This window comes from Yersinia massiliensis CCUG 53443, assembly GCF_000312485.1.
Classification (GTDB): domain Bacteria; phylum Pseudomonadota; class Gammaproteobacteria; order Enterobacterales; family Enterobacteriaceae; genus Yersinia; species Yersinia massiliensis.
Window position 1 is genome coordinate 102804 of sequence record NZ_HE997651.1, and the last position, 18415, is coordinate 121218.

Below are 18415 nucleotides of genomic sequence, written 5' to 3' on the forward strand. Positions count from 1 at the left end.
TTCTGCACACAGTAGATTAGACGCGATTGGCTAGGGCAGCCAGGTAAGTGAATCAAAGGGTTAGGGTATGTCAGAGCAGTTTCTTTATTTTCTGCAGCAAATGTTCAACGGCGTGACGTTGGGCAGCACCTATGCGCTGATCGCCATCGGTTACACCATGGTGTACGGCATCATTGGCATGATCAACTTTGCTCATGGCGAAGTGTATATGATCAGCAGCTACGTCTCATTTATCGTGATCGCCGCGTTGATGATGATGGGGATCGATGCAAGCTGGCTATTGATCGGCTGTGCGTTCTTGGTCTCCATTGTGATTGCCAGTACTTATGGCTGGAGCATCGAACGAGTGGCCTATAAGCCGGTTCGCAGCTCTAAGCGCTTAATTGCGTTGATCTCTGCGATCGGGATGTCTATTTTCCTGCAAAATTACGTCAGTTTGACGCAAGGTTCACGAGATCTGGCGCTACCAAGCTTGGTGACGGGGCAGTGGACATTGGCTGAGGTCAATGGTTTCGCTGCGACCATCAGCACCATGCAGTTGACGATTTGGATTGTCACCTTCCTCGCCATGTTGGCGCTGACGCTATTTATCCGCTATTCCCGTATGGGCCGCGCTTGCCGCGCCTGTGCTGAAGATTTGAAAATGGCCAGTTTGCTGGGCATCAATACGGATCGGGTTATCTCGCTGACGTTTGTTATCGGGGCATTGATGGCCGCGGTTGCAGGGGTGTTGCTGGGTCAGTTCTATGGCGTGATTAACCCATACATTGGCTTTATGGCCGGTATGAAGGCATTTACTGCGGCAGTCTTGGGCGGTATCGGCAGCATTCCAGGTGCGATGATTGGCGGCTTGATTTTGGGCGTAGCTGAAGCACTGACCTCTGCATATCTCAGCACTGAATACAAAGATGCAGTGTCATTTGCATTACTGATTGTTGTGTTGTTAGTCATGCCAACTGGGATCTTAGGCCGTCCGGAGGTTGAAAAAGTATGAAACAACTCAACTTCGTTAACGCCATTATCTCCAGCTTTGTTTTGCTCGTTCTCGCCTCGTTCGTGATGGGGCTACAGTTGCAGTTAGATGGCACTAAACTGATTGTGCAAGGCGCGTCAGAAGTCCGTTGGTTGTGGATTGGCGCAGCATGTATGGTAGTCTTTTTCTTCCAATTGGTGCGTCCAGTCATCCAACAAGGTATCAAAAAAATCTCAGGCCCCGCATGGGTACTGCCTAGTTTCGACGGCACCACCCCTCGCCAAAAACTGATAGCCGCAGCGATTATTGTTGCCGCGATCGCATGGCCATTTTTGGTGTCTCGAGGTTCAGTCGATATTGCCACTTTGACGCTGATTTACGTCATGCTCGGGCTAGGATTGAACGTCGTCGTGGGCCTGTCTGGTTTACTGGTTTTGGGTTACGGTGGCTTTTACGCCATTGGTGCCTACACCTATGCGTTACTCAATCACTATTACGGCTTAGGTTTCTGGGAGAGTTTACCTCTAGCAGGGATTGTCGCCGCGCTGTCTGGTTTCTTATTGGGCTTCCCAGTATTACGTTTGCGTGGGGATTATCTGGCGATCGTAACACTCGGCTTTGGTGAAATTGTCCGTATTTTACTGCTCAATAATACAGAAATTACCGGTGGCCCAAATGGGATCAGCCAAATTCCTAAGCCTACGCTGTTCGGCTTAGAATTTAGTCGCACGGCAAAAGACGGCGGTTGGGATACCTTCCATAATTTCTTTGGCCTGACATATGACCCAAGTGATCGCATCATTTTCCTGTATATGGTGGCGCTGTTACTGGTGATTTTGACCTTGTTCGTGATTAACCGACTGCTACGGATGCCATTAGGCCGGGCATGGGAAGCATTGCGTGAAGATGAGATTGCCTGTCGCTCACTGGGCCTGAGTCCAACCAAAATTAAGCTGACGGCATTTACCATCAGTGCTGCTTTTGCTGGCTTTGCGGGGACATTATTTGCCGCACGGCAAGGTTTTGTTAGCCCTGAGTCCTTTACGTTTGTTGAGTCAGCCTTCGTACTCGCGATTGTGGTTCTTGGTGGGATGGGGTCACAGTTCGCGGTTATTTTGGCTGCGATATTGCTGGTGGTTTCACGTGAATTAATGCGTGACCTCAATGCTTATAGCATGTTGTTGTTAGGTGCATTGATGGTGTTGATGATGATCTGGCGTCCGCAAGGGTTGTTACCGATGAAACGGCCACAACTGAAGTTGAAAGTTGCTGATATTGACGCGAAACAAGGGGAGAAAGCATGAATACGCAACCTTTGTTAGCTGTTGAAGGGCTGTCAATGCGGTTTGGCGGATTGCTGGCGGTCAACAACGTGGGATTGACCCTTAATCAGGGGGAAATTGTCTCGCTGATTGGCCCGAATGGAGCGGGTAAAACCACCATTTTTAACTGCCTGACCGGATTTTATCGTCCGACGGGCGGCACGATTAAGTTACGTGATCGTCATTTGGAAGGGCTGCCAGGCCAGGTGATTGCCCGTATGGGCGTGATTCGGACTTTCCAGCACGTGCGTTTATTCCGTGAAATGACGGTGATAGAGAACCTGCTGGTGGCGCAACATCAGCACCTGAAAAGTGGCATATTTGCCGGTTTGCTGAAAACGCCAGCATTTAGACGTGCGGAAGCTGACGCACTAGAACGTGCAGCAACTTGGCTAGAGCGAGTCGGGTTACTCGACTTGGCAAACCGACAGGCGGGGAATCTGGCCTATGGTCAGCAACGCCGCTTGGAAATCGCTCGTTGCATGGTCACTCGTCCCGAGTTATTGATGCTTGATGAACCCGCGGCAGGCCTGAACCCAAAAGAAACGGATGAACTCAATCAGTTGATTATGGAGTTACGAGGCCAGCATCAAGTTTCAGTGCTGCTTATTGAGCATGATATGAAACTGGTAATGGGTATCTCTGACCGCATCTATGTCGTGAATCAGGGAACGCCGTTGGCGCAAGGCAAACCCGCTGAAATCCGTGATAACCCGGATGTGATTCGGGCCTATTTAGGTGAGTAAGCTTATGTTGGGTAAATGGAAAGCGGGCGAGGCATAATCATAACATGTTGTCATTTAATCAAGTTTCAGCCCATTACGGCAAAATTCAGGCGCTACATCAGGTGAGTTTGCATATTCAGCAGGGCGAGATCGTTACCCTGATTGGTGCCAACGGCGCAGGTAAAACGACCTTGCTGGGGACCTTGTGCGGCGAACCTCGCGCGACTGAGGGCAGTATCATCTTCGGTGAGCAGGATATTACCGACTGGCAGACAGCTCGCATTATGCGCGAAGCGATCGCGATTGTACCGGAAGGTCGTCGCGTCTTTTCTCGGATGACAGTGGAAGAGAACCTGGCGATGGGCGGTTTTTTTGCTGATCGCCAGCAGTATCAGCAGCGCATTGAGCGGGTCTACGATTTGTTTCCACGGCTGTTTGAGCGCCGTATTCAGCGGGCAGGAACGATGTCCGGTGGTGAACAACAGATGTTGGCGATAGGTCGTGCTTTGATGAGCCAGCCTAAGTTGCTGCTCTTGGATGAGCCGTCTCTGGGGTTAGCGCCGATTATCATCCTGCAAATATTTGATACTATTCAACAGTTAAGGGAAGAAGGTATGACCATCTTCTTGGTTGAGCAGAACGCAAATCAGGCGCTAAAATTGGCTGACCGGGGCTATGTGCTGGAGAATGGGCGTATTGTTTTGGAAGATACCGGCGCAGCTTTACTGGCAAATGAGGCCGTGCGTTCAGCGTATCTTGGCGGTTAAAAATTTGGTTTAGCATCCTTCACTGATAAGGCCCGTTTTCGGGCCTTATGGTTGTTACCAACGTGAATACCTTTTGAAATTTTGCTGCGGCGACTTGTTTGCTGACCTATTTTAGGACTAGCGTACATTACGCTTCAGGGGTGATGGTAAAATTCAGCGTATCGCTATAATGGCCTATATTGGTGCTGGTATCTGTAGGGTAAAGTCGCATTCTGGGTGACCAGCACATCTGTTCCATATCGCTATTTTTATCTAACCGAATGAATTTTTGGTCTTTTGGCAACTCGAAGTTTGCTTCAGTATTGTCAGCATTTTTCATTCTCACTTTGTAGTGAATAGTGTGATGGCCTTCTTTTTCTTTTAATTGAAAATACTGATTATTCCCCGCTAACCCATTTAGATTACTAGCCTTAATCATATAGCGATAACCGCTGACTCCCATAGAACGATAATGGAGACAAAACCTACTTACTATTGGGTTAACGAGTGGGGCGTGAAAGGATTGACCATTGGCAATGCTATCAAGCAAATGGTCCAAGTCTACTGGTTTTAATTGCCATGTTTCCGAGGTTAAGCGGAATTTTGGATCAACGCTTAATGTCGGTGGCGCAATACCGAGTTGTGGATCAAATGATTCGCATTGATTACCTAATGAGTTAAATGAAACGCCTTTTGATGAGAGCAGAAAATATTCTTGCTTAGTTGAGCTGGCAATGAGAATACCGCCCACCGTCGCTCCGACTCTAATGCTCTTGAGTACATTGGCTGCCACGTTGAATGACACAGAATAGTAGGGTTGGTTGAATGCAGCAGAACCACTATGAAATATAATTTGTTTGAGGGTATTATTTGATTTTTCAGGTGAAACACCATTGATCTTTAGATCACGGATATCACCAAATTGAGTATTTAATACTGGCGAACCGTCGGTATTATAGAAATACAGTGAAAGCAGCGCATTGTTACGGCTCAATGGGATAATTCTTTCTGACTTGATTAATTCTTGCCACTGGCGTAAATGCTTTCCTGCTTTTTGGAGATTAAAAAGATTATCGGCTAGATTTACCCGAAAAGAAATGTCCACGCTATTATCATCTAATACCTTTATTGAGCAATTGGAATAACTTTTGACATAGTTATTGTAAAAGTAGGGCTCCGCCATCGCCGTGGGGGCGACTATTGAGAGTATTAGACCAATAAATAAGTATTTATTCTTAACTTTCACTTTGTGTCACTCCATGACGATTAGCTGTTTGTTTCAAATATTAATGTAAGCTGCCCATGATATTTACCCGCAATATCTTGTCCATTGGGGGCTAATGCTGAAATATGCAATAGATAATCAGTCATAGTCTGCCCTGCAGAACCTTTATTTATCGTGAATACTTCTGGCGTAACCGATAATAGTTTTAAATTGGCTCGATCTTTCCCCCAGCTTATTTTGGCTGGTGAGAAAAAGTGTTGTGCTGAATGTGCAGTTTTTGTTTCCTGACAGAGTATTAATGGTGCTTTGATTGAAACCTTGAATCCGTCTTGCCGTCGTAGTTTTACCCTGACAGGAACCTCCGCCTGAAATAGACGTATATTTTCTGGGTGATGGCTTAGCTTTATATGGTTATACCAGCCACCCGTGGGTTTTTCGATCTCGATTCTGGGTTTTGCGGTAACGTCTAATTTGACCTCAATCTCCCCTAGTTGAATCGGTACCACAGCTAACACGGGCTGCCAAAAGAAGAGTAGGAATAAGGTGCCTATTTTCATTATCTTCATCACGTTCCTTACTTTAATCCGCGGTGTTCGATTCAACATTGCATTGTAAGTTAAAGGGTTCATCCTCAATCATGCCTTTGATCCTATCGGTTTCCAGTTGTCGGCGTTGATCGGGATAGAGGTTAAAATCATCTATTTTTTGGTCTTTAACATTGAGCTTGTGCCACCGTAAGCGGGAGTTTCCCGAGTTGTGTAATTCGACTGATCCATTGATACAGCGGTGCTTCCACTGGTGTTTTAGTGAGGTCGGTAAATACCGGACCAATCCCATATAGCTTAGTTGCACCCCTAAGACCGCCCCATGGCCTCCACTTATATGCAGGTTTTTTTCAGGCGCCACAGATAACCGATAGACCTGTTCTTTTTCCGGAGTCTTGAGGGCTTTCAGCACTATTCTTCCACTTTGTTTAGGACCCAAGATTAACTTAGCGGGAGCCGCAAATAGCGACGGTTGTAACTGTTCGCCAACAGGGGTTAATGACTCTTGATCGGGTGATACGCCGGGATTATTGATCTGATACAACTGAACAGTGACATACTCGGTCGTCAGGCTGTGATTGATAACATTCACCACCGCATTGGCTTGCCGCATCTCCAGCACATGGGGTTGAATATCGATTGCCCCAAAAGCGCAAAATGGCAGCAAACTAGCTGCAACGAAGATCAAAAGGTTCATTGTTTACCCTCCCGCTAAGCTGTTTGACTGGCAAGGTAATCGGTGTACTGGCGTATACATTCAAGCTATTCGCTATTTTGGTTTTATCTTGAGAGGTGAGTTCTGTAAATTTACTGTGAACGTTGCCCGTAGAGCTGAGTATTAGGCTGTTGTCAGGCAAGCATTGATGTTGCCAATGGCGTGTTTGTGCTGATAACGGCGGCACATGGTGAATGAGGACACCGTAACCAATACTGATGGTCATGGGCGCGTGAATCTTGTTTTTATCTGTGCTGCTGCCAGTGACTTTAGTTTCGACAATTGGCTCTATATAAAGTCGATATAGGGTTTCCTGTTCCGGTGATATTAGTGGTAACAGCTTGATATCTCGTTTCTGTTTGGGCCCTAACGTAATTCGACTAGGGTTAAAAATGATTTCAGGTTGAGAAATATGACTGATTGGCGTTTTTTTCTCTGAATTTGCGCCGGGATTATCAACCCGTAATAGCGAGATATCTAAATAAAGGGGCTTATCACCGCTATTGTAAACTTGAATTGTGCGGTGTTGATCAAGTGCTTCAACTGTTGTACGGGTAGGGATCGCCACTAGCTGGGCATAAGCCGTGGTTATCGGGTTGAACAGCAAAATAGCGATTGATAATAACTTAATATTTTTCATGGTAATTCCTGTTGAGACTGAGCGAGGTCGCAGCGATAAACATGATCACGCTGTTGGCGCATATCGCAGCGATATAAGGTTGAACCGTTTTGGACAGTAATGTTGCTTAAAAGGGTGTTGGAACTGATTGAGAACAACCCATTTGGGTGGACGTTATCACCTGTTTCCTGAATGACCCCTGTCACCGGTAACCCATTAACATCTTTGAGGAATCCGTTATAAAGCAGCTCTAACGTAATATCTGCTTTGCTGGAAAAGACTTGCCCTGGATGAGCGCGCACGATATTGACGGGCACCTGGATATGCATATCGAGGTCGCTGCGGTCATTATGGGTCCGGATAAAGTAGCGGTCCTGATAGCGGGGAAGGGGAATGGCGTAAAGGCCTCCACCATTGATGGGATAACCTTCAGCCTGAAAACTATAAGGCGTACCCAATAATTCAGGCGTTTCAATCAGTAAGGCAGAGCCGCTATAACTGCTACGGCCCAGAGCCATCCCTTGCGGACTAATGGCTAACATCCCGTTGTAACTGAACCCACCATTGGCTATTTTGCTATCGATACCTGCTCGGGCGGAAACATCGCCACGGCTACCAGTACGATGCACAAAGCTACCGATACTTTGGCTATTCCTGCTGGTACTGCCATCAATGCCAAAAGAGCTGCTGCCATGACTATCAGTGAATTCCTTCTGATAACTGGCACTGGTGGTCAATTGCTGTTGCGCATAAGCGCTGTTGATATTGGCACTGCTTTGGCGTAGCGAGAGCGTCGTGTTGAGAAAAACACTGTAATCGTTAGTACGGCCGCCACTCGCACTATTTAGGCTGATCCATTGGCTCCCTTTCTGTATGCCGAGCGATAAATTCAGGCCAAATTGTGGTTGCCGCCAATCCCAACTGCTTTGAACCCGATGCTGTCTATTATGCTGATATTGGTTAAATTGATAGCTGAGTTGAGTCGGGCCAAAACGGCGACTATAAGAAACCGATGTACTGCCGTAGTTTGGCGCATAGATAGATACATCGGGAGTCTGATAGCGGGCGACAGAGAAATACCCTAATGTTGTATTCCCGCCGTTTAAGCGCAGATAACCACCACCGTGTTTTTCACCTGACATCATGCCGAGACTAGGGGTGATAGTTAGGTCAGCGAAACCCCATGGGCGAGATATATTCCCTTCAGCAGCCCAGTGCTGGGCATTGTCTTTAAGCAGCGAGATATTGGTTTGCAGGTTTTCAATCTTCATACTGCGACCAAATTGCACTAAGTAAGGGGGGGTTTGATGATTGCGAGTACTGCTTTTACCCATAGTGACAAACCAGCCATAGTGGGTTTGTGCACTGATATTACTGATGATTTGGCTTTCTTGACTGACGATGCGGCCAGTGTGGCCCACTAAACGAATGTTAACGTTGTAATAGCCACCTGGGAGCTGGTTATAGTTAATTTCATTGCGGCCCAACTGGGCTGGAATACGGCGAATAAGCTGGTTATCGCGGTAAAATTCATAATCCCCCTCTGCAGTGGCATATAACACCAAGCTGCCTATAGAAGGTTTATCTAGCGCTAAATAGCTTTGGCTGCCCAAGGTAATAAATTGGTTTAAGGCTGGATTAATGAGGGTATTGATACTCCCTGCGCTGTTATCCAGATTGTTTTGCTTCCCTACTCGCAAATAGAGTGCTTTAAAATTCTTCTGTAGATAGCCACTATCAATGCCTTTTTGGGTGTAGTGCTGATACTGAGGATGATTCCACTGCTGATAATTATTCTTCGAGCGGGTGGTGTTATAAAACCAATTAACAAAGCCATAAGATTGCAAAGGTAAACCAATATAACCTTGCCCACGACCCGACATAGCACGGTAGTTTTTTGCCGTCATACGCAGGTCAAAAGATTGGTTATGCACCAACCCCCATGTCGTGGATGGCATCAGATAGCGGTTGTTATTATTATTGATAGTGATGACATTATTAACTTTATCTAGCATGATGTTATGACCTGACAAAATATAGTCACAACCCGTTTTGCACTGTAAATATGGAATCTGAGGTAAGATCTCGCTTAATAGCAATATTGATTTATCATCTATCTTGTTAAGCTGATACTTTTTCTTATCGAAGGCTAATTGTTGCATTTCTTCTGAGTAAACAATTGGCGCGGGAAGTGTTTTACCATCCAATATACCCAGTAATTGCAATGTATTGTGCTCTTCAACCGGTGAGAACCCTGGCGGGATGAGATGCTCAATGGTGATGTCTTCGGCATGGGCTGGGCTTAGTATAAGAAATAATACCGTTGAAAATATTATTTTATTGGTTTTATTTTTCACTGGATTCCATTCCGTTTACAAGATTAATAATATGATTAAGCATCTCCCTAATAGACGTGTTGTTGATCTTGTTGATGATCAAAATTGGGTTTGCAATCGTATTTTTATGTCAAAAGGAGCAAACAGCCAAGAGACTAACTCCTGGCCGTATGTTATCTGTAATTAAGTTAAGCGGCTTTTCACTTAATTAAGCCCCTGATTCAAGAACCAATTTGAGCGTGCCGGAATAAGTGCCTGCTGCTACGGCCGGTTGCTTGGCAGTGATGGTTAAATCACCTTCAAACTGCTTCGCTGCTATATCAAACCTTTTATCAGCGGTAGTTAGATCCTCACCATGCAACGTGACGCTGTAATCAGTGAATTTGTCGTTGCCCCCGGCAGTGCTAACTAACTCAAAGTCTTCTGCAAGCTTAATATTTATCTTAGAATCTGTATTGGTGAGTATTATTTTAACACCAGTGGTGTTTGTATAAGAGCCATCATTTTTGGCAAAGTCATAACCTAGTTTTATATTTTCAAGTTTCGCGCCATTGCTTTTGGTTAACGTTAAAGTATCGACAATTTTTGCTTCAACAGTAATGTCTTTGCTTACAGGACCAGCTGCTGCTGAGGCAAACGTTGCGCTAACTAATGCTGTCATAGCCATTATTGACAATAGTGTCTTTTTCATCATGAATATCCAAAGTCCTTTATATAATTAAGCTATATTCTAATAGGTGAGTTTTAATGTGATAACTTTTTTTGAGCCACATATGTAAAACAACGATGAGGTAGGGTGTTAATAGCGTCGCGTTTATATATTGACTGTCAAAAAAGTGGGGTAACACTAGCATGGCATGTAAGTTGGCTCAATAATGAAATCCTTAAATTAAGTTAAAGAAACAACTTAAATAAATAGATTAAATTAATGATATAGAATTAATTCACTAGATATGGTGATAATTATAGGTGAACTTAAATTCACTATGCGGTCAATTAAACTCACTATAAATAAGAACTGTCATTTGATTTTGGTAGAGCTGCCATCTTTCCGTCATATAAAAGTTATATTTCTGTCATGAAAGGGTGTCATGTTTGCTTGCGAACAAAAACTGATTTATTTCGCTCACCGACGCCTATTCATTGATGTGAGCCAGACAGATTTATTCAGGGGCTAGATATGTTTAACAATACCATTCGTAAAACGTCGATTTGTGTCGCACTGACTTTGGCTTTTAGCGCTAATGCCATGGCCGTGACTGAAATCCCTTTCTGGCATTCAATGGAAGGGGAATTGGGTAAAGAAGTTGATTCATTAGCTAACCGTTTTAACCAGTCACACAGCGATTATAAAATCATCCCTGTCTATAAGGGTAACTACGAACAAAGTCTAGCTGCTGGCATCGCAGCCTTCCGTTCTGGTAAAGCACCGGCAATCTTGCAAGTTTATGAAGTGGGTACGGCAACCATGATGGCGAGCAAGGCGATTAAGCCTGTCTTCCAAGTCTTTAAAGACGCCAATATCAATTTTGATGAGTCTGTTTTCGTGCCGACGGTCGCGGGCTATTACACCGATGCCAAAACAGGTCATTTGTTGTCGCAGCCATTTAACAGCTCTACGCCAGTGCTGTACTACAACAAAGATGCCTTTAAGAAAGCAGGTTTGAATCCGGACCAACCGCCTAAAACGTGGCAAGAGTTGGCGGAAGATACAGCCAAACTCCGTGCTGCGGGTTCAAGTTGTGGCTACGCCAGCGGTTGGCAGGGGTGGATCCAAATTGAGAACTTCAGCGCATGGCATGGTCAGCCAATCGCTAGCCGCAATAATGGTTTCGAAGGCACCGATGCTGTATTGGAATTCAATAAACCTTTGCAGGTTAAGCATATTCAACTGCTGTCGGATATGAATAAGAAAGGCGACTTCACCTATTTCGGCCGTAAAGACGAATCAACCGCGAAGTTTTATAACGGTGATTGTGCCATCACCACCGCTTCTTCGGGTTCGCTTGCCGATATTCGTCAATACGCGAAATTTAACTACGGTGTCGGCATGATGCCTTACGACGCAGATGCGAAAGATGCGCCGCAAAACGCCATTATCGGCGGTGCCAGCCTGTGGGTGATGGACGGTAAAGATAAAGACACTTACAAAGGCGTGGCTGAATTCTTGCAATATCTGGCTCAGCCTGAAATTGCCGCCGAATGGCACCAGAAAACAGGTTACCTACCGATTACCACTGCCGCCTATGAGTTGACTAAGCAGCAGGGCTTCTATGAGAAGAACCCTGGTGCTGATGTCGCCACTCGCCAAATGCTGAATAAGCCACCATTGCCTTATACCAAAGGGTTACGTCTGGGCAATATGCCGCAGATTCGTACCGTGGTTGATGAAGAGCTAGAAGGGGTGTGGACGGGTAAAAAAGCCCCTCAAGAAGCATTGGACAGCGCAGTGAAACGGGGTGACGTGTTACTGCGCCGCTTCGAACAGGCGAATAAATAGCAATATTGAGCAGTGAACTTGCCAGTTTGGGGTGCGCATTGGCCCTCAAACTGGCAATACCAAACGGCTCTCTACCGCAACACGCACCTTGTTAGATAAACGGTTAATTCTATGTCATCTTCCCGTCCCGGTTTCTCCTGTAGTGGATTACCTTATCTGCTGGTTTTACCTCAGTTAGTCATTACCGTCGTTTTTTTCCTGTGGCCTGCCGGTGAGGCACTGTGGTATTCCGTACAGATGTTGGACCCGTTTGGTCTCTCCAGTGAGTTTGTTGGGCTGAGCAATTTTATTCAGCTATTTCAGGATGAATACTATTTAGCCTCGTTTTACACCACGTTGATTTTTAGCTCATTGGTGGCCGGTATTGGCCTGATCGTGTCATTGTTTTTGGCCGCGATGGTGGATTACGTGGTGCGCGGTAGTCGCATTTATCAAACATTAATGATTTTGCCTTATGCCGTGGCTCCTGCGGTAGCTGCTGTTCTGTGGATATTTTTGTTCAATCCAGGGCTGGGGTTGATCACCCACTTCCTCGCGACGCTGGGCTATGACTGGAATCATGCGCAAAATAGCGGGCAGGCCATGTTTCTGGTGGTGTTAGCCTCAGTCTGGAAGCAAATCAGCTATAACTTCTTGTTTTTCCTTGCCGCATTGCAATCTATTCCCCGTTCACTGGTTGAAGCTGCCGCGATTGATGGTGCTGGGCCAGTACGCCGTTTCTTTAATTTGGTGCTGCCGCTGATATCACCGGTCAGCTTCTTCTTGCTGGTGGTGAATCTGGTTTATGCCTTCTTCGATACATTCCCGGTCATTGATGCTGCAACGGGCGGCGGCCCTGTTCAGGCGACTACGACCCTGATTTATAAAATCTATCGCGAAGGTTTTGCCGGATTGGACTTATCCAGCTCTGCCGCGCAATCGGTGGTGCTGATGTTGCTGGTGATGGGTCTGACAGTGATTCAGTTCCGTTATGTTGAGCGTAAGGTGCGTTACCAATGATTGAGAATCGTCGCGGACTCGATATTTTTTGTCACATCATGCTGATGATTGGCGTGCTATTAATCTTATTCCCATTGTATGTGGCTTTCGTGGCGGCATCTTTGGATGACACACAAGTGTTTCAAGTGCCGATGACCTTAATCCCTGGACCACATTTGTGGCAGAACATCAGCCATATCTGGCACTCAGGTGTTGGCAATAACAGCGCACCTTTTGGCTTGATGCTGTTTAACAGTTTCGTGATGGCGTTGGCGATTACGATTGGCAAAATTACCGTATCGATGCTGTCTGCCTATGCCATCGTTTATTTCCGTTTTCCTCTGCGTAATCTATTCTTTTGGCTGATCTTCCTCACCCTTATGTTGCCCGTCGAAGTGCGTATCTTCCCTACTATTCAGGTGATTGCGAATCTGAACATGCTGGACAGCTACACGGGCCTAACGTTGCCATTGATGGCCTCTGCCACCGCAACATTCCTATTCCGGCAATTTTTTATGACCTTGCCAGATGAGCTATTGGAAGCCGCGAGAATCGATGGCGCAGGGGCGATGCGTTTTTTCTGGGACATCGTTTTACCGCTGTCAAAAACCAATTTGGCAGCGCTATTTGTTATCACCTTTATCTATGGTTGGAACCAATATCTCTGGCCCATTTTGATTACCAGCGATGCGTCTATGGGTACGGCGGTGGCGGGAATTCGCAGCATGATTTCGAGCTCTGGCGCACCAACGCAATGGAATCAGGTAATGGCAGCGATGATTCTGACCTTAATTCCACCCGTGGTGGTGGTCCTTCTGATGCAGCGTTGGTTCGTGCGCGGCTTGGTAGACAGTGAGAAGTAATTTGATATGGCATGTTTAAAACTTCAGGCAGTCACTAAATCTTATGACGGCGTGACGCCGGTGATTAAGCAAATTGATCTCGATGTCGCCGACGGTGAATTTATCGTCATGGTCGGCCCCTCAGGATGTGGCAAATCAACGCTGCTGCGCATGGTGGCGGGGCTAGAACGCACCACCAGTGGCGATATTTACATTGATAATCAGCGTGTCACTGAACTGGAACCTAAAGATCGTGGCATCGCTATGGTTTTTCAAAATTACGCGCTTTATCCGCATATGAGCGTGTTCGACAACATGGCATATGGCCTGAAAATTCGTGGCTTCGGTAAAGAGCAAATTCGCCAGCGCGTGGATGAAGCCGCCAGAATTCTGGAATTGGAGCCACTGTTAAAACGTAAACCGCGCGAGCTTTCTGGCGGGCAGCGACAACGGGTCGCGATGGGGCGAGCTATCGTGCGTGAGCCTGCGGTTTTCTTGTTTGATGAACCGTTGTCTAATCTGGATGCCAAATTGCGTGTACAGATGCGGCTTGAATTACAACAGCTCCATCGTCGGTTAAAAACCACCAGTTTATACGTGACCCATGATCAGGTTGAGGCGATGACGCTTGCTCAACGCGTGATTGTGATGAACAAAGGCGTTGCTGAGCAAATTGGTACACCAAGCGAGGTATACCAACGTCCTGCATCGCTGTTTGTGGCCAGTTTTATTGGGTCACCGGCGATGAATTTGTTCGCTGGCACTGTCAGTACAGACGGTTACGCATTTATTTTACCGGATGGTATGCGCTTGCCTTTGGCTGTCCCACAACCACAATGGGCAGACCGGCACTTGACCCTAGGTATCCGCCCGGAGCATATTCAGCAGACAACTTCAGCGCAGGGTGTGCCGATGACCTTATTGACCTTGGAATTATTGGGTGCTGATAATTTGGCGCATGGTCAATGGGGTGGGCAGAGTATCATTGCTCGTTTATCCCACGAAGAGATGCCAGCAGCGGGCAGTCAGCTGCATTTATCTCTCCCGTTTGCAGCACTGCATTTCTTTGATTCAGAAAGCGGATTACGGATGGAATCATGAGTAAAAACTGGCCTTATCCTCCCATTGTGGCTCATCGGGGTGGCGGTGCGTTAGCACCAGAAAATACACTGGCTGCGATTGATGTCGGGGCGCGTTACGGCCATACGATGATCGAGTTCGACGCCAAATTATCCCATGACGGCCAGATATTTTTGCTACATGACGACACGCTGGAACGGACCAGTAATGGCTGGGGAGTCGCCGGTGATTTACCTTGGGAGAAGCTGATTCAGTTGGATGCTGGCGACTGGTATAGCACAGAGTTTCGGGGTGAGCGCTTACCACTGCTCAGCGAAGTCGCAGCTCGCTGTGCGCAGCATGGGATGGCCGCAAACATCGAAATCAAGCCAACCACAGGCGCGGAAACCATCACGGGGCAGGTCATCGCGCTGGGGGCTCGCCAATTATGGCAAGGTCAGACGATACCGCCCCTGTTGTCCTCGTTCTCATTCGACGCCTTAGTTGCCGCGCAGCAAGCGGCACCAGAGTTACCGCGAGGGCTACTACTGGATAAATGGGATGAAAATTGGCGGGCACTGACTCAGCGATTGGATTGCGTCTCTTTACATATCAACCATAAACAATTGACGGCAGAGCGTGTGGCATTGCTCAAAGCGGCGGGGCTACATATTTTGGTCTATACCGTCAATCAAACGGCACGCGCGCAGGAATTGTTAAATTGGGGCGTTGACTGCATCTGTACTGACCGTATAGATTTGATTGGTCCCGATTTTTACTCTCATACTTAACCTGACTGGGTGTTTGCCATGTGCGCTGGCCTCAATGACGGACGTGAGTATGTTCATCGGGGTTGGCTCACTTGCCGCCTACCTGTCACACCAATGATGTTGGGATAAACAGAACAGGAAACGGAACAGGTCAGTCATTCTTACACTTATGGGCAGATCTGGCCCAGTTTGACAGGATGTGACCCATGCCCGCCTTTGTTATCTCGCTCTGGCACCAGATAGTATTGTCTTCACCATTATTTGTTTTGCTCGCACTTGGATACGGTTTAGTGCGGTTTGGTAAATGGCCCTCGACCATCACGGATGGCCTGACCCGCTTTGTTTTTTCCCTCGCCTTACCTGCCATGCTGTTTCGTATGATGTGCGATTTCTCCGAACGTCCGGCAGTAGATGCGCGCCTATTGATTGCCTTTTTTGGTAGCTGTCTGGTGGTATTTGTACTCGGGCGCATTATCGCCAATCGAGTGTTTCATCTGGACGGTGTCTCCGGTTCGGTATTCGCCCTCGGTGGGATTTTCTCCAATAACGTGATGCTTGGATTACCTATCGCCACTATCATGCTGGGGGAGAAATCCATTCCAGCCGTCGCGCTAGTATTGGTATTTAACGGATTGATATTGTGGACTTTAGTCACGATTTCAGTTGAGTGGGCGCGCAATGGTTCACCGACAATGGCAGGGTTTGCGAAGACGGCGCGTAGCGTACTGACTAACCCGCTGATTATCGGGATTATCTCCGGCACGCTATTTAGCTTAACCGGGCTGCAACTGCCACAGTTTATCGACCAACCTGTCACCATGTTAGGGCAGGTCGCACCACCACTTTCGTTGATTGTGCTGGGAATGGGGCTGGCCGAATACCGTGTCACGGAAGGCTGGCAAATCAGCAGCGCCATCTGTTTCCTGAAACTGATTGTCCAGCCGATGGTGATTTGGGCGATGGCATGGGCGATGAATCTACCAGTGCTGGAAACACAAGTGGTGGTATTGCTGGGATCAATGGCAACAGGCGTGAATGTTTATCTGATGTCTCGGCAATTTAATGTGTTAACTGGCCCTGCCGCCGCCAGTTTAGTCATGTCTACTGTGTTGGCTGCTGTCACGACCCCGTTAATCCTGACCATCATTGGCGTTGGGATGTCATCAGCAAGATAAAAAGCGCTGCAAAAAACCAATGGGTTTATATTTAACCAAATGTAAACCCAGTTAACGCAAAATTTGTCTCTCACTTCCGTTACAATCGCCCTTTATCACCTCAATGAGCCAAATTATCGTGCCGTTACTGGTCATTACCACCATTTTGTGGGCATTTTCGTTCAGCCTAATTGGCGAATATCTGGCAGGGCAGGTGGACAGTTGGTTCTCCGTGCTGATGCGAGTTGGCCTCGCTGCGCTGGTTTTTTTACCGTTTCTGCGTTGGCGTAATATCCCTTGGCGGGTCATCCTGCTGTATATGATTGTGGGCGCCATTCAACTCGGCATCATGTACTTATTCAGCTTCCGCGCATACCTCTACCTGACGGTGCCAGAGTTTTTGCTGTTTACCGTGATGACCCCGCTGTATGTCACCTTAATTTATGATTTGTTGCGCCGTCAGCGCCTGCGTTGGGGCTATGCTCTCAGTGCTCTTTTGGCTGTCGTCGGGGCAGCAATCATCCGTTATGACCACTTGAGTGAGCATTTTTGGTGGGGGTTGGTGTTAGTTCAGGCTGCCAACATCTGTTTTGCTATCGGGCAAGTAGGATACAAGCGGCTGATGGAAGTCCACCCGATCCCGCAACATGTGGCATTTTCATGGTTCTACGTTGGGGCACTGTTGGTCGCGGTCTTTGCGTGGTTTGCCTTTGGCAATCCCGAAAAACTGCCAACGACTCAATTACAGTGGGGCGTGCTGGTATGGCTTGGTGTCGGCGCATCTGGCCTAGGCTATTTCATGTGGAACTATGGTGCGACACTGGTCGATGCTGGCACCTTGGGTATCATGAATAACGTGCATGTACCGGCTGGGTTACTGGTGAATTTGGCCATCTGGCAAGAAAAACCCCATTGGCCCAGCTTTATCATTGGGGCAATTGTGATAATGGCCTCGCTATGGGTACACCGGCGTTGGGTCGCTCCGCATTCTTTACAAAAGGCAGATGATCGCAAGCGTGCTGCCGAGCCGAACGAATAAACGCTTCTGTGACCGGTTGGCGCTGCTCTCCATCACGGACGGCAGCGTATAACCGGCTCCACAAGCCATTCCCCAATGTTTTGGTGGTGACTAACCCCTGACGCTCGAAGCTCTCTACCACCCAATGCGGCAGTGCGGCGATCCCCATGCGAGCGGATACCATTTGAATCAGTAGCAACGTGTTATCGACATTTTTCAGTACCGGATTCACTCCCGCAGGTTGCAAGAAGTGCCGCCAGATATCTAAACGCTGACGTTGCACTGGGTAAATCATCAAGACTTCTTCGGTTAAATCCTCTGGCTCGATACGGGCTTTATTCGCCAATGGGTGGTCCGGTGCCAAGACTAATCGCACCTCAAAATCAAACATCGGCGAATAGTGCAAACCACTACGCGGCAAAATATCTGACGTTAACACCAAATCCAGTTCGCCTTGCTGCAAGGCGGGCTGTGGATCGAAAGTCACACCGGACTGGAAATCCATCGCGACTTGCGGCCAGCTTTTGTGGAAGTTATCCAACGCAGGTGTCAGCCATTGAATGCAGCTATGGCACTCGATAGCAATGCGCAGTGCGGTTTGATGTGGCTCGTTGCAGGTTTGCAAAGCCTGTTTGATTTGTGGCAGCACTTGTTCAGCCAACTGAAGCAGGATCTCTCCTTGTGTGGTGAAACGCAGCGGCTGGCTTTTACGCACAAACAGGCGAAACCCCAGACGTTGCTCCAGATCGCTGAATTGATGGGACAAGGCCGATTGGGTCTGATGAAGTTGTGTCGCCGCCGCCGCCAGTGAGCCGGTATTACGCAAAGCTTGCAGGGTGCGTAAGTGTTTCAGTTCGATCATGAGAGTCCTTCACAGTGACAGTGAAC

18 protein-coding genes are annotated in these 18415 nt (G+C 47.4%); 11 read left to right on the plus strand and 7 right to left on the minus strand.

The genetic code is table 11. The annotated features are described in order from the left end of the window. Nucleotides 1-67: 67 nt before the first annotated feature. The 4 genes from livH to livF are packed head-to-tail and all read left to right on the plus strand — an operon-like array spanning nt 68 to nt 3787. Complete coding sequence (livH, locus tag BN68_RS21235) at nt 68-994, plus strand: high-affinity branched-chain amino acid ABC transporter permease LivH (RefSeq protein ID WP_019213196.1); 927 nt, start codon at nt 68-70, stop codon at nt 992-994. Beyond that, nucleotides 991-2277 carry a high-affinity branched-chain amino acid ABC transporter permease LivM gene (locus BN68_RS21240; RefSeq protein ID WP_019213197.1) on the plus strand — a complete coding sequence of 429 codons (1287 nt, stop codon included), beginning with the start codon at nt 991-993 and terminating at the stop codon, nt 2275-2277. The genes livH and BN68_RS21240 overlap by 4 nt, the downstream gene beginning before the upstream one ends. Beyond that, a complete protein-coding gene (livG, locus tag BN68_RS21245) occupies nt 2274-3041 on the plus strand; it encodes a high-affinity branched-chain amino acid ABC transporter ATP-binding protein LivG (protein WP_019213198.1) in 768 nt (255 codons plus the stop codon). Before BN68_RS21240 ends, livG begins: the two co-directional genes overlap by 4 nt. A gap of 44 nt (nt 3042-3085) precedes the next feature. After that, the gene (livF, locus tag BN68_RS21250; RefSeq protein ID WP_019213199.1) at nt 3086-3787 is read left to right on the plus strand and encodes a high-affinity branched-chain amino acid ABC transporter ATP-binding protein LivF; all 702 of its coding nucleotides are present in this window, start codon (nt 3086-3088) and stop codon (nt 3785-3787) included. 127 nt (nt 3788-3914) lie between these two features. On the opposite strand, the gene BN68_RS21255 is transcribed toward livF, so the two are convergent. The 6 genes from BN68_RS21255 to BN68_RS21280 all read right to left on the minus strand — a co-directional run bounded on the left by BN68_RS21255 (nt 3915) and on the right by BN68_RS21280 (nt 9897). Then, nucleotides 3915-5012, minus strand: coding sequence for a hypothetical protein (locus BN68_RS21255; protein WP_019213200.1), 1098 nt, complete (start codon nt 5010-5012; stop codon nt 3915-3917). A gap of 20 nt (nt 5013-5032) precedes the next feature. After that, on the minus strand, nt 5033-5557 hold the full coding sequence (locus BN68_RS21260; RefSeq protein ID WP_019213201.1) for a hypothetical protein: 525 nt from the start codon (nt 5555-5557) through the stop codon (nt 5033-5035). A gap of 13 nt (nt 5558-5570) precedes the next feature. Next, the gene (locus BN68_RS21265; RefSeq protein WP_019213202.1) at nt 5571-6233 is read right to left on the minus strand and encodes a hypothetical protein; all 663 of its coding nucleotides are present in this window, start codon (nt 6231-6233) and stop codon (nt 5571-5573) included. Further along, complete coding sequence (locus BN68_RS21270; RefSeq protein WP_019213203.1) at nt 6205-6891, minus strand: fimbrial biogenesis chaperone; 687 nt, start codon at nt 6889-6891, stop codon at nt 6205-6207. The genes BN68_RS21265 and BN68_RS21270 overlap by 29 nt, the downstream gene beginning before the upstream one ends. Further along, the gene (locus BN68_RS21275) at nt 6888-9227 is read right to left on the minus strand and encodes a TcfC E-set like domain-containing protein (protein ID WP_019213204.1); all 2340 of its coding nucleotides are present in this window, start codon (nt 9225-9227) and stop codon (nt 6888-6890) included. The genes BN68_RS21270 and BN68_RS21275 overlap by 4 nt, the downstream gene beginning before the upstream one ends. A 187-nt stretch (nt 9228-9414) precedes the next feature. Then, nucleotides 9415-9897: a CS1 type fimbrial major subunit gene (locus BN68_RS21280; protein ID WP_019213205.1), complete on the minus strand. Its 483-nt coding sequence runs from the start codon at nt 9895-9897 to the stop codon at nt 9415-9417. A gap of 489 nt (nt 9898-10386) precedes the next feature. On the opposite strand from BN68_RS21280, the gene ugpB reads away from it, so the two are divergent. From ugpB to BN68_RS21315, 7 genes are all read left to right on the plus strand, one after another. Next, nucleotides 10387-11706 carry a sn-glycerol-3-phosphate ABC transporter substrate-binding protein UgpB gene (gene ugpB, locus BN68_RS21285; RefSeq protein ID WP_019213206.1) on the plus strand — a complete coding sequence of 440 codons (1320 nt, stop codon included), beginning with the start codon at nt 10387-10389 and terminating at the stop codon, nt 11704-11706. A 111-nt stretch (nt 11707-11817) separates the two neighbouring features. Continuing rightward, nucleotides 11818-12705: a sn-glycerol-3-phosphate ABC transporter permease UgpA gene (gene ugpA / locus BN68_RS21290; protein WP_019213207.1), complete on the plus strand. Its 888-nt coding sequence runs from the start codon at nt 11818-11820 to the stop codon at nt 12703-12705. Then, the gene (gene ugpE / locus BN68_RS21295) at nt 12702-13547 is read left to right on the plus strand and encodes a sn-glycerol-3-phosphate ABC transporter permease UgpE (RefSeq protein ID WP_019213208.1); all 846 of its coding nucleotides are present in this window, start codon (nt 12702-12704) and stop codon (nt 13545-13547) included. The genes ugpA and ugpE overlap by 4 nt, the downstream gene beginning before the upstream one ends. A 6-nt stretch (nt 13548-13553) precedes the next feature. Further along, nucleotides 13554-14627: a sn-glycerol-3-phosphate import ATP-binding protein UgpC gene (locus BN68_RS21300; protein ID WP_019213209.1), complete on the plus strand. Its 1074-nt coding sequence runs from the start codon at nt 13554-13556 to the stop codon at nt 14625-14627. Then, entirely contained in the window at nt 14624-15376 is a 753-nt protein-coding gene (gene ugpQ, locus BN68_RS21305) for a glycerophosphodiester phosphodiesterase (protein ID WP_019213210.1), read from the plus strand. The genes BN68_RS21300 and ugpQ overlap by 4 nt, the downstream gene beginning before the upstream one ends. Nucleotides 15377-15561: 185 nt before the next feature. Continuing rightward, complete coding sequence (locus tag BN68_RS21310; RefSeq protein WP_019213211.1) at nt 15562-16530, plus strand: AEC family transporter; 969 nt, start codon at nt 15562-15564, stop codon at nt 16528-16530. A 118-nt stretch (nt 16531-16648) separates the two neighbouring features. Then, entirely contained in the window at nt 16649-17548 is a 900-nt protein-coding gene (locus BN68_RS21315) for a carboxylate/amino acid/amine transporter (RefSeq protein ID WP_019213212.1), read from the plus strand. Here the strand turns inward: BN68_RS21315 and metR are convergent. Next, the gene (gene metR, locus BN68_RS21320; protein ID WP_019213213.1) at nt 17436-18389 is read right to left on the minus strand and encodes an HTH-type transcriptional regulator MetR; all 954 of its coding nucleotides are present in this window, start codon (nt 18387-18389) and stop codon (nt 17436-17438) included. The two genes, BN68_RS21315 and metR, sit on opposite strands and share 113 nt — an antisense overlap. Between the last annotated feature and the right edge of the window lie 26 nt (nt 18390-18415).

Coding starts and splice junctions, on each gene's coding strand:
- ugpQ (WP_019213210.1), top strand. CDS start 14,624: ATGAGTAAAAACTGGCCTTATCCTCCCATTGTGGCTCATCGGGGTGGC.
- BN68_RS21310 (WP_019213211.1), top strand. CDS start 15,562: ATGCCCGCCTTTGTTATCTCGCTCTGGCACCAGATAGTATTGTCTTCA.
- ugpA (WP_019213207.1), top strand. CDS start 11,818: ATGTCATCTTCCCGTCCCGGTTTCTCCTGTAGTGGATTACCTTATCTG.
- livH (WP_019213196.1), top strand. CDS start 68: ATGTCAGAGCAGTTTCTTTATTTTCTGCAGCAAATGTTCAACGGCGTG.
- metR (WP_019213213.1), bottom strand. CDS start 18,389: ATGATCGAACTGAAACACTTACGCACCCTGCAAGCTTTGCGTAATACC.
- ugpE (WP_019213208.1), top strand. CDS start 12,702: ATGATTGAGAATCGTCGCGGACTCGATATTTTTTGTCACATCATGCTG.
- livG (WP_019213198.1), top strand. CDS start 2,274: ATGAATACGCAACCTTTGTTAGCTGTTGAAGGGCTGTCAATGCGGTTT.
- BN68_RS21260 (WP_019213201.1), bottom strand. CDS start 5,557: ATGAAGATAATGAAAATAGGCACCTTATTCCTACTCTTCTTTTGGCAG.
- livF (WP_019213199.1), top strand. CDS start 3,086: ATGTTGTCATTTAATCAAGTTTCAGCCCATTACGGCAAAATTCAGGCG.
- BN68_RS21280 (WP_019213205.1), bottom strand. CDS start 9,897: ATGAAAAAGACACTATTGTCAATAATGGCTATGACAGCATTAGTTAGC.
- BN68_RS21240 (WP_019213197.1), top strand. CDS start 991: ATGAAACAACTCAACTTCGTTAACGCCATTATCTCCAGCTTTGTTTTG.
- BN68_RS21265 (WP_019213202.1), bottom strand. CDS start 6,233: ATGAACCTTTTGATCTTCGTTGCAGCTAGTTTGCTGCCATTTTGCGCT.
- BN68_RS21270 (WP_019213203.1), bottom strand. CDS start 6,891: ATGAAAAATATTAAGTTATTATCAATCGCTATTTTGCTGTTCAACCCG.
- ugpB (WP_019213206.1), top strand. CDS start 10,387: ATGTTTAACAATACCATTCGTAAAACGTCGATTTGTGTCGCACTGACT.
- BN68_RS21300 (WP_019213209.1), top strand. CDS start 13,554: ATGGCATGTTTAAAACTTCAGGCAGTCACTAAATCTTATGACGGCGTG.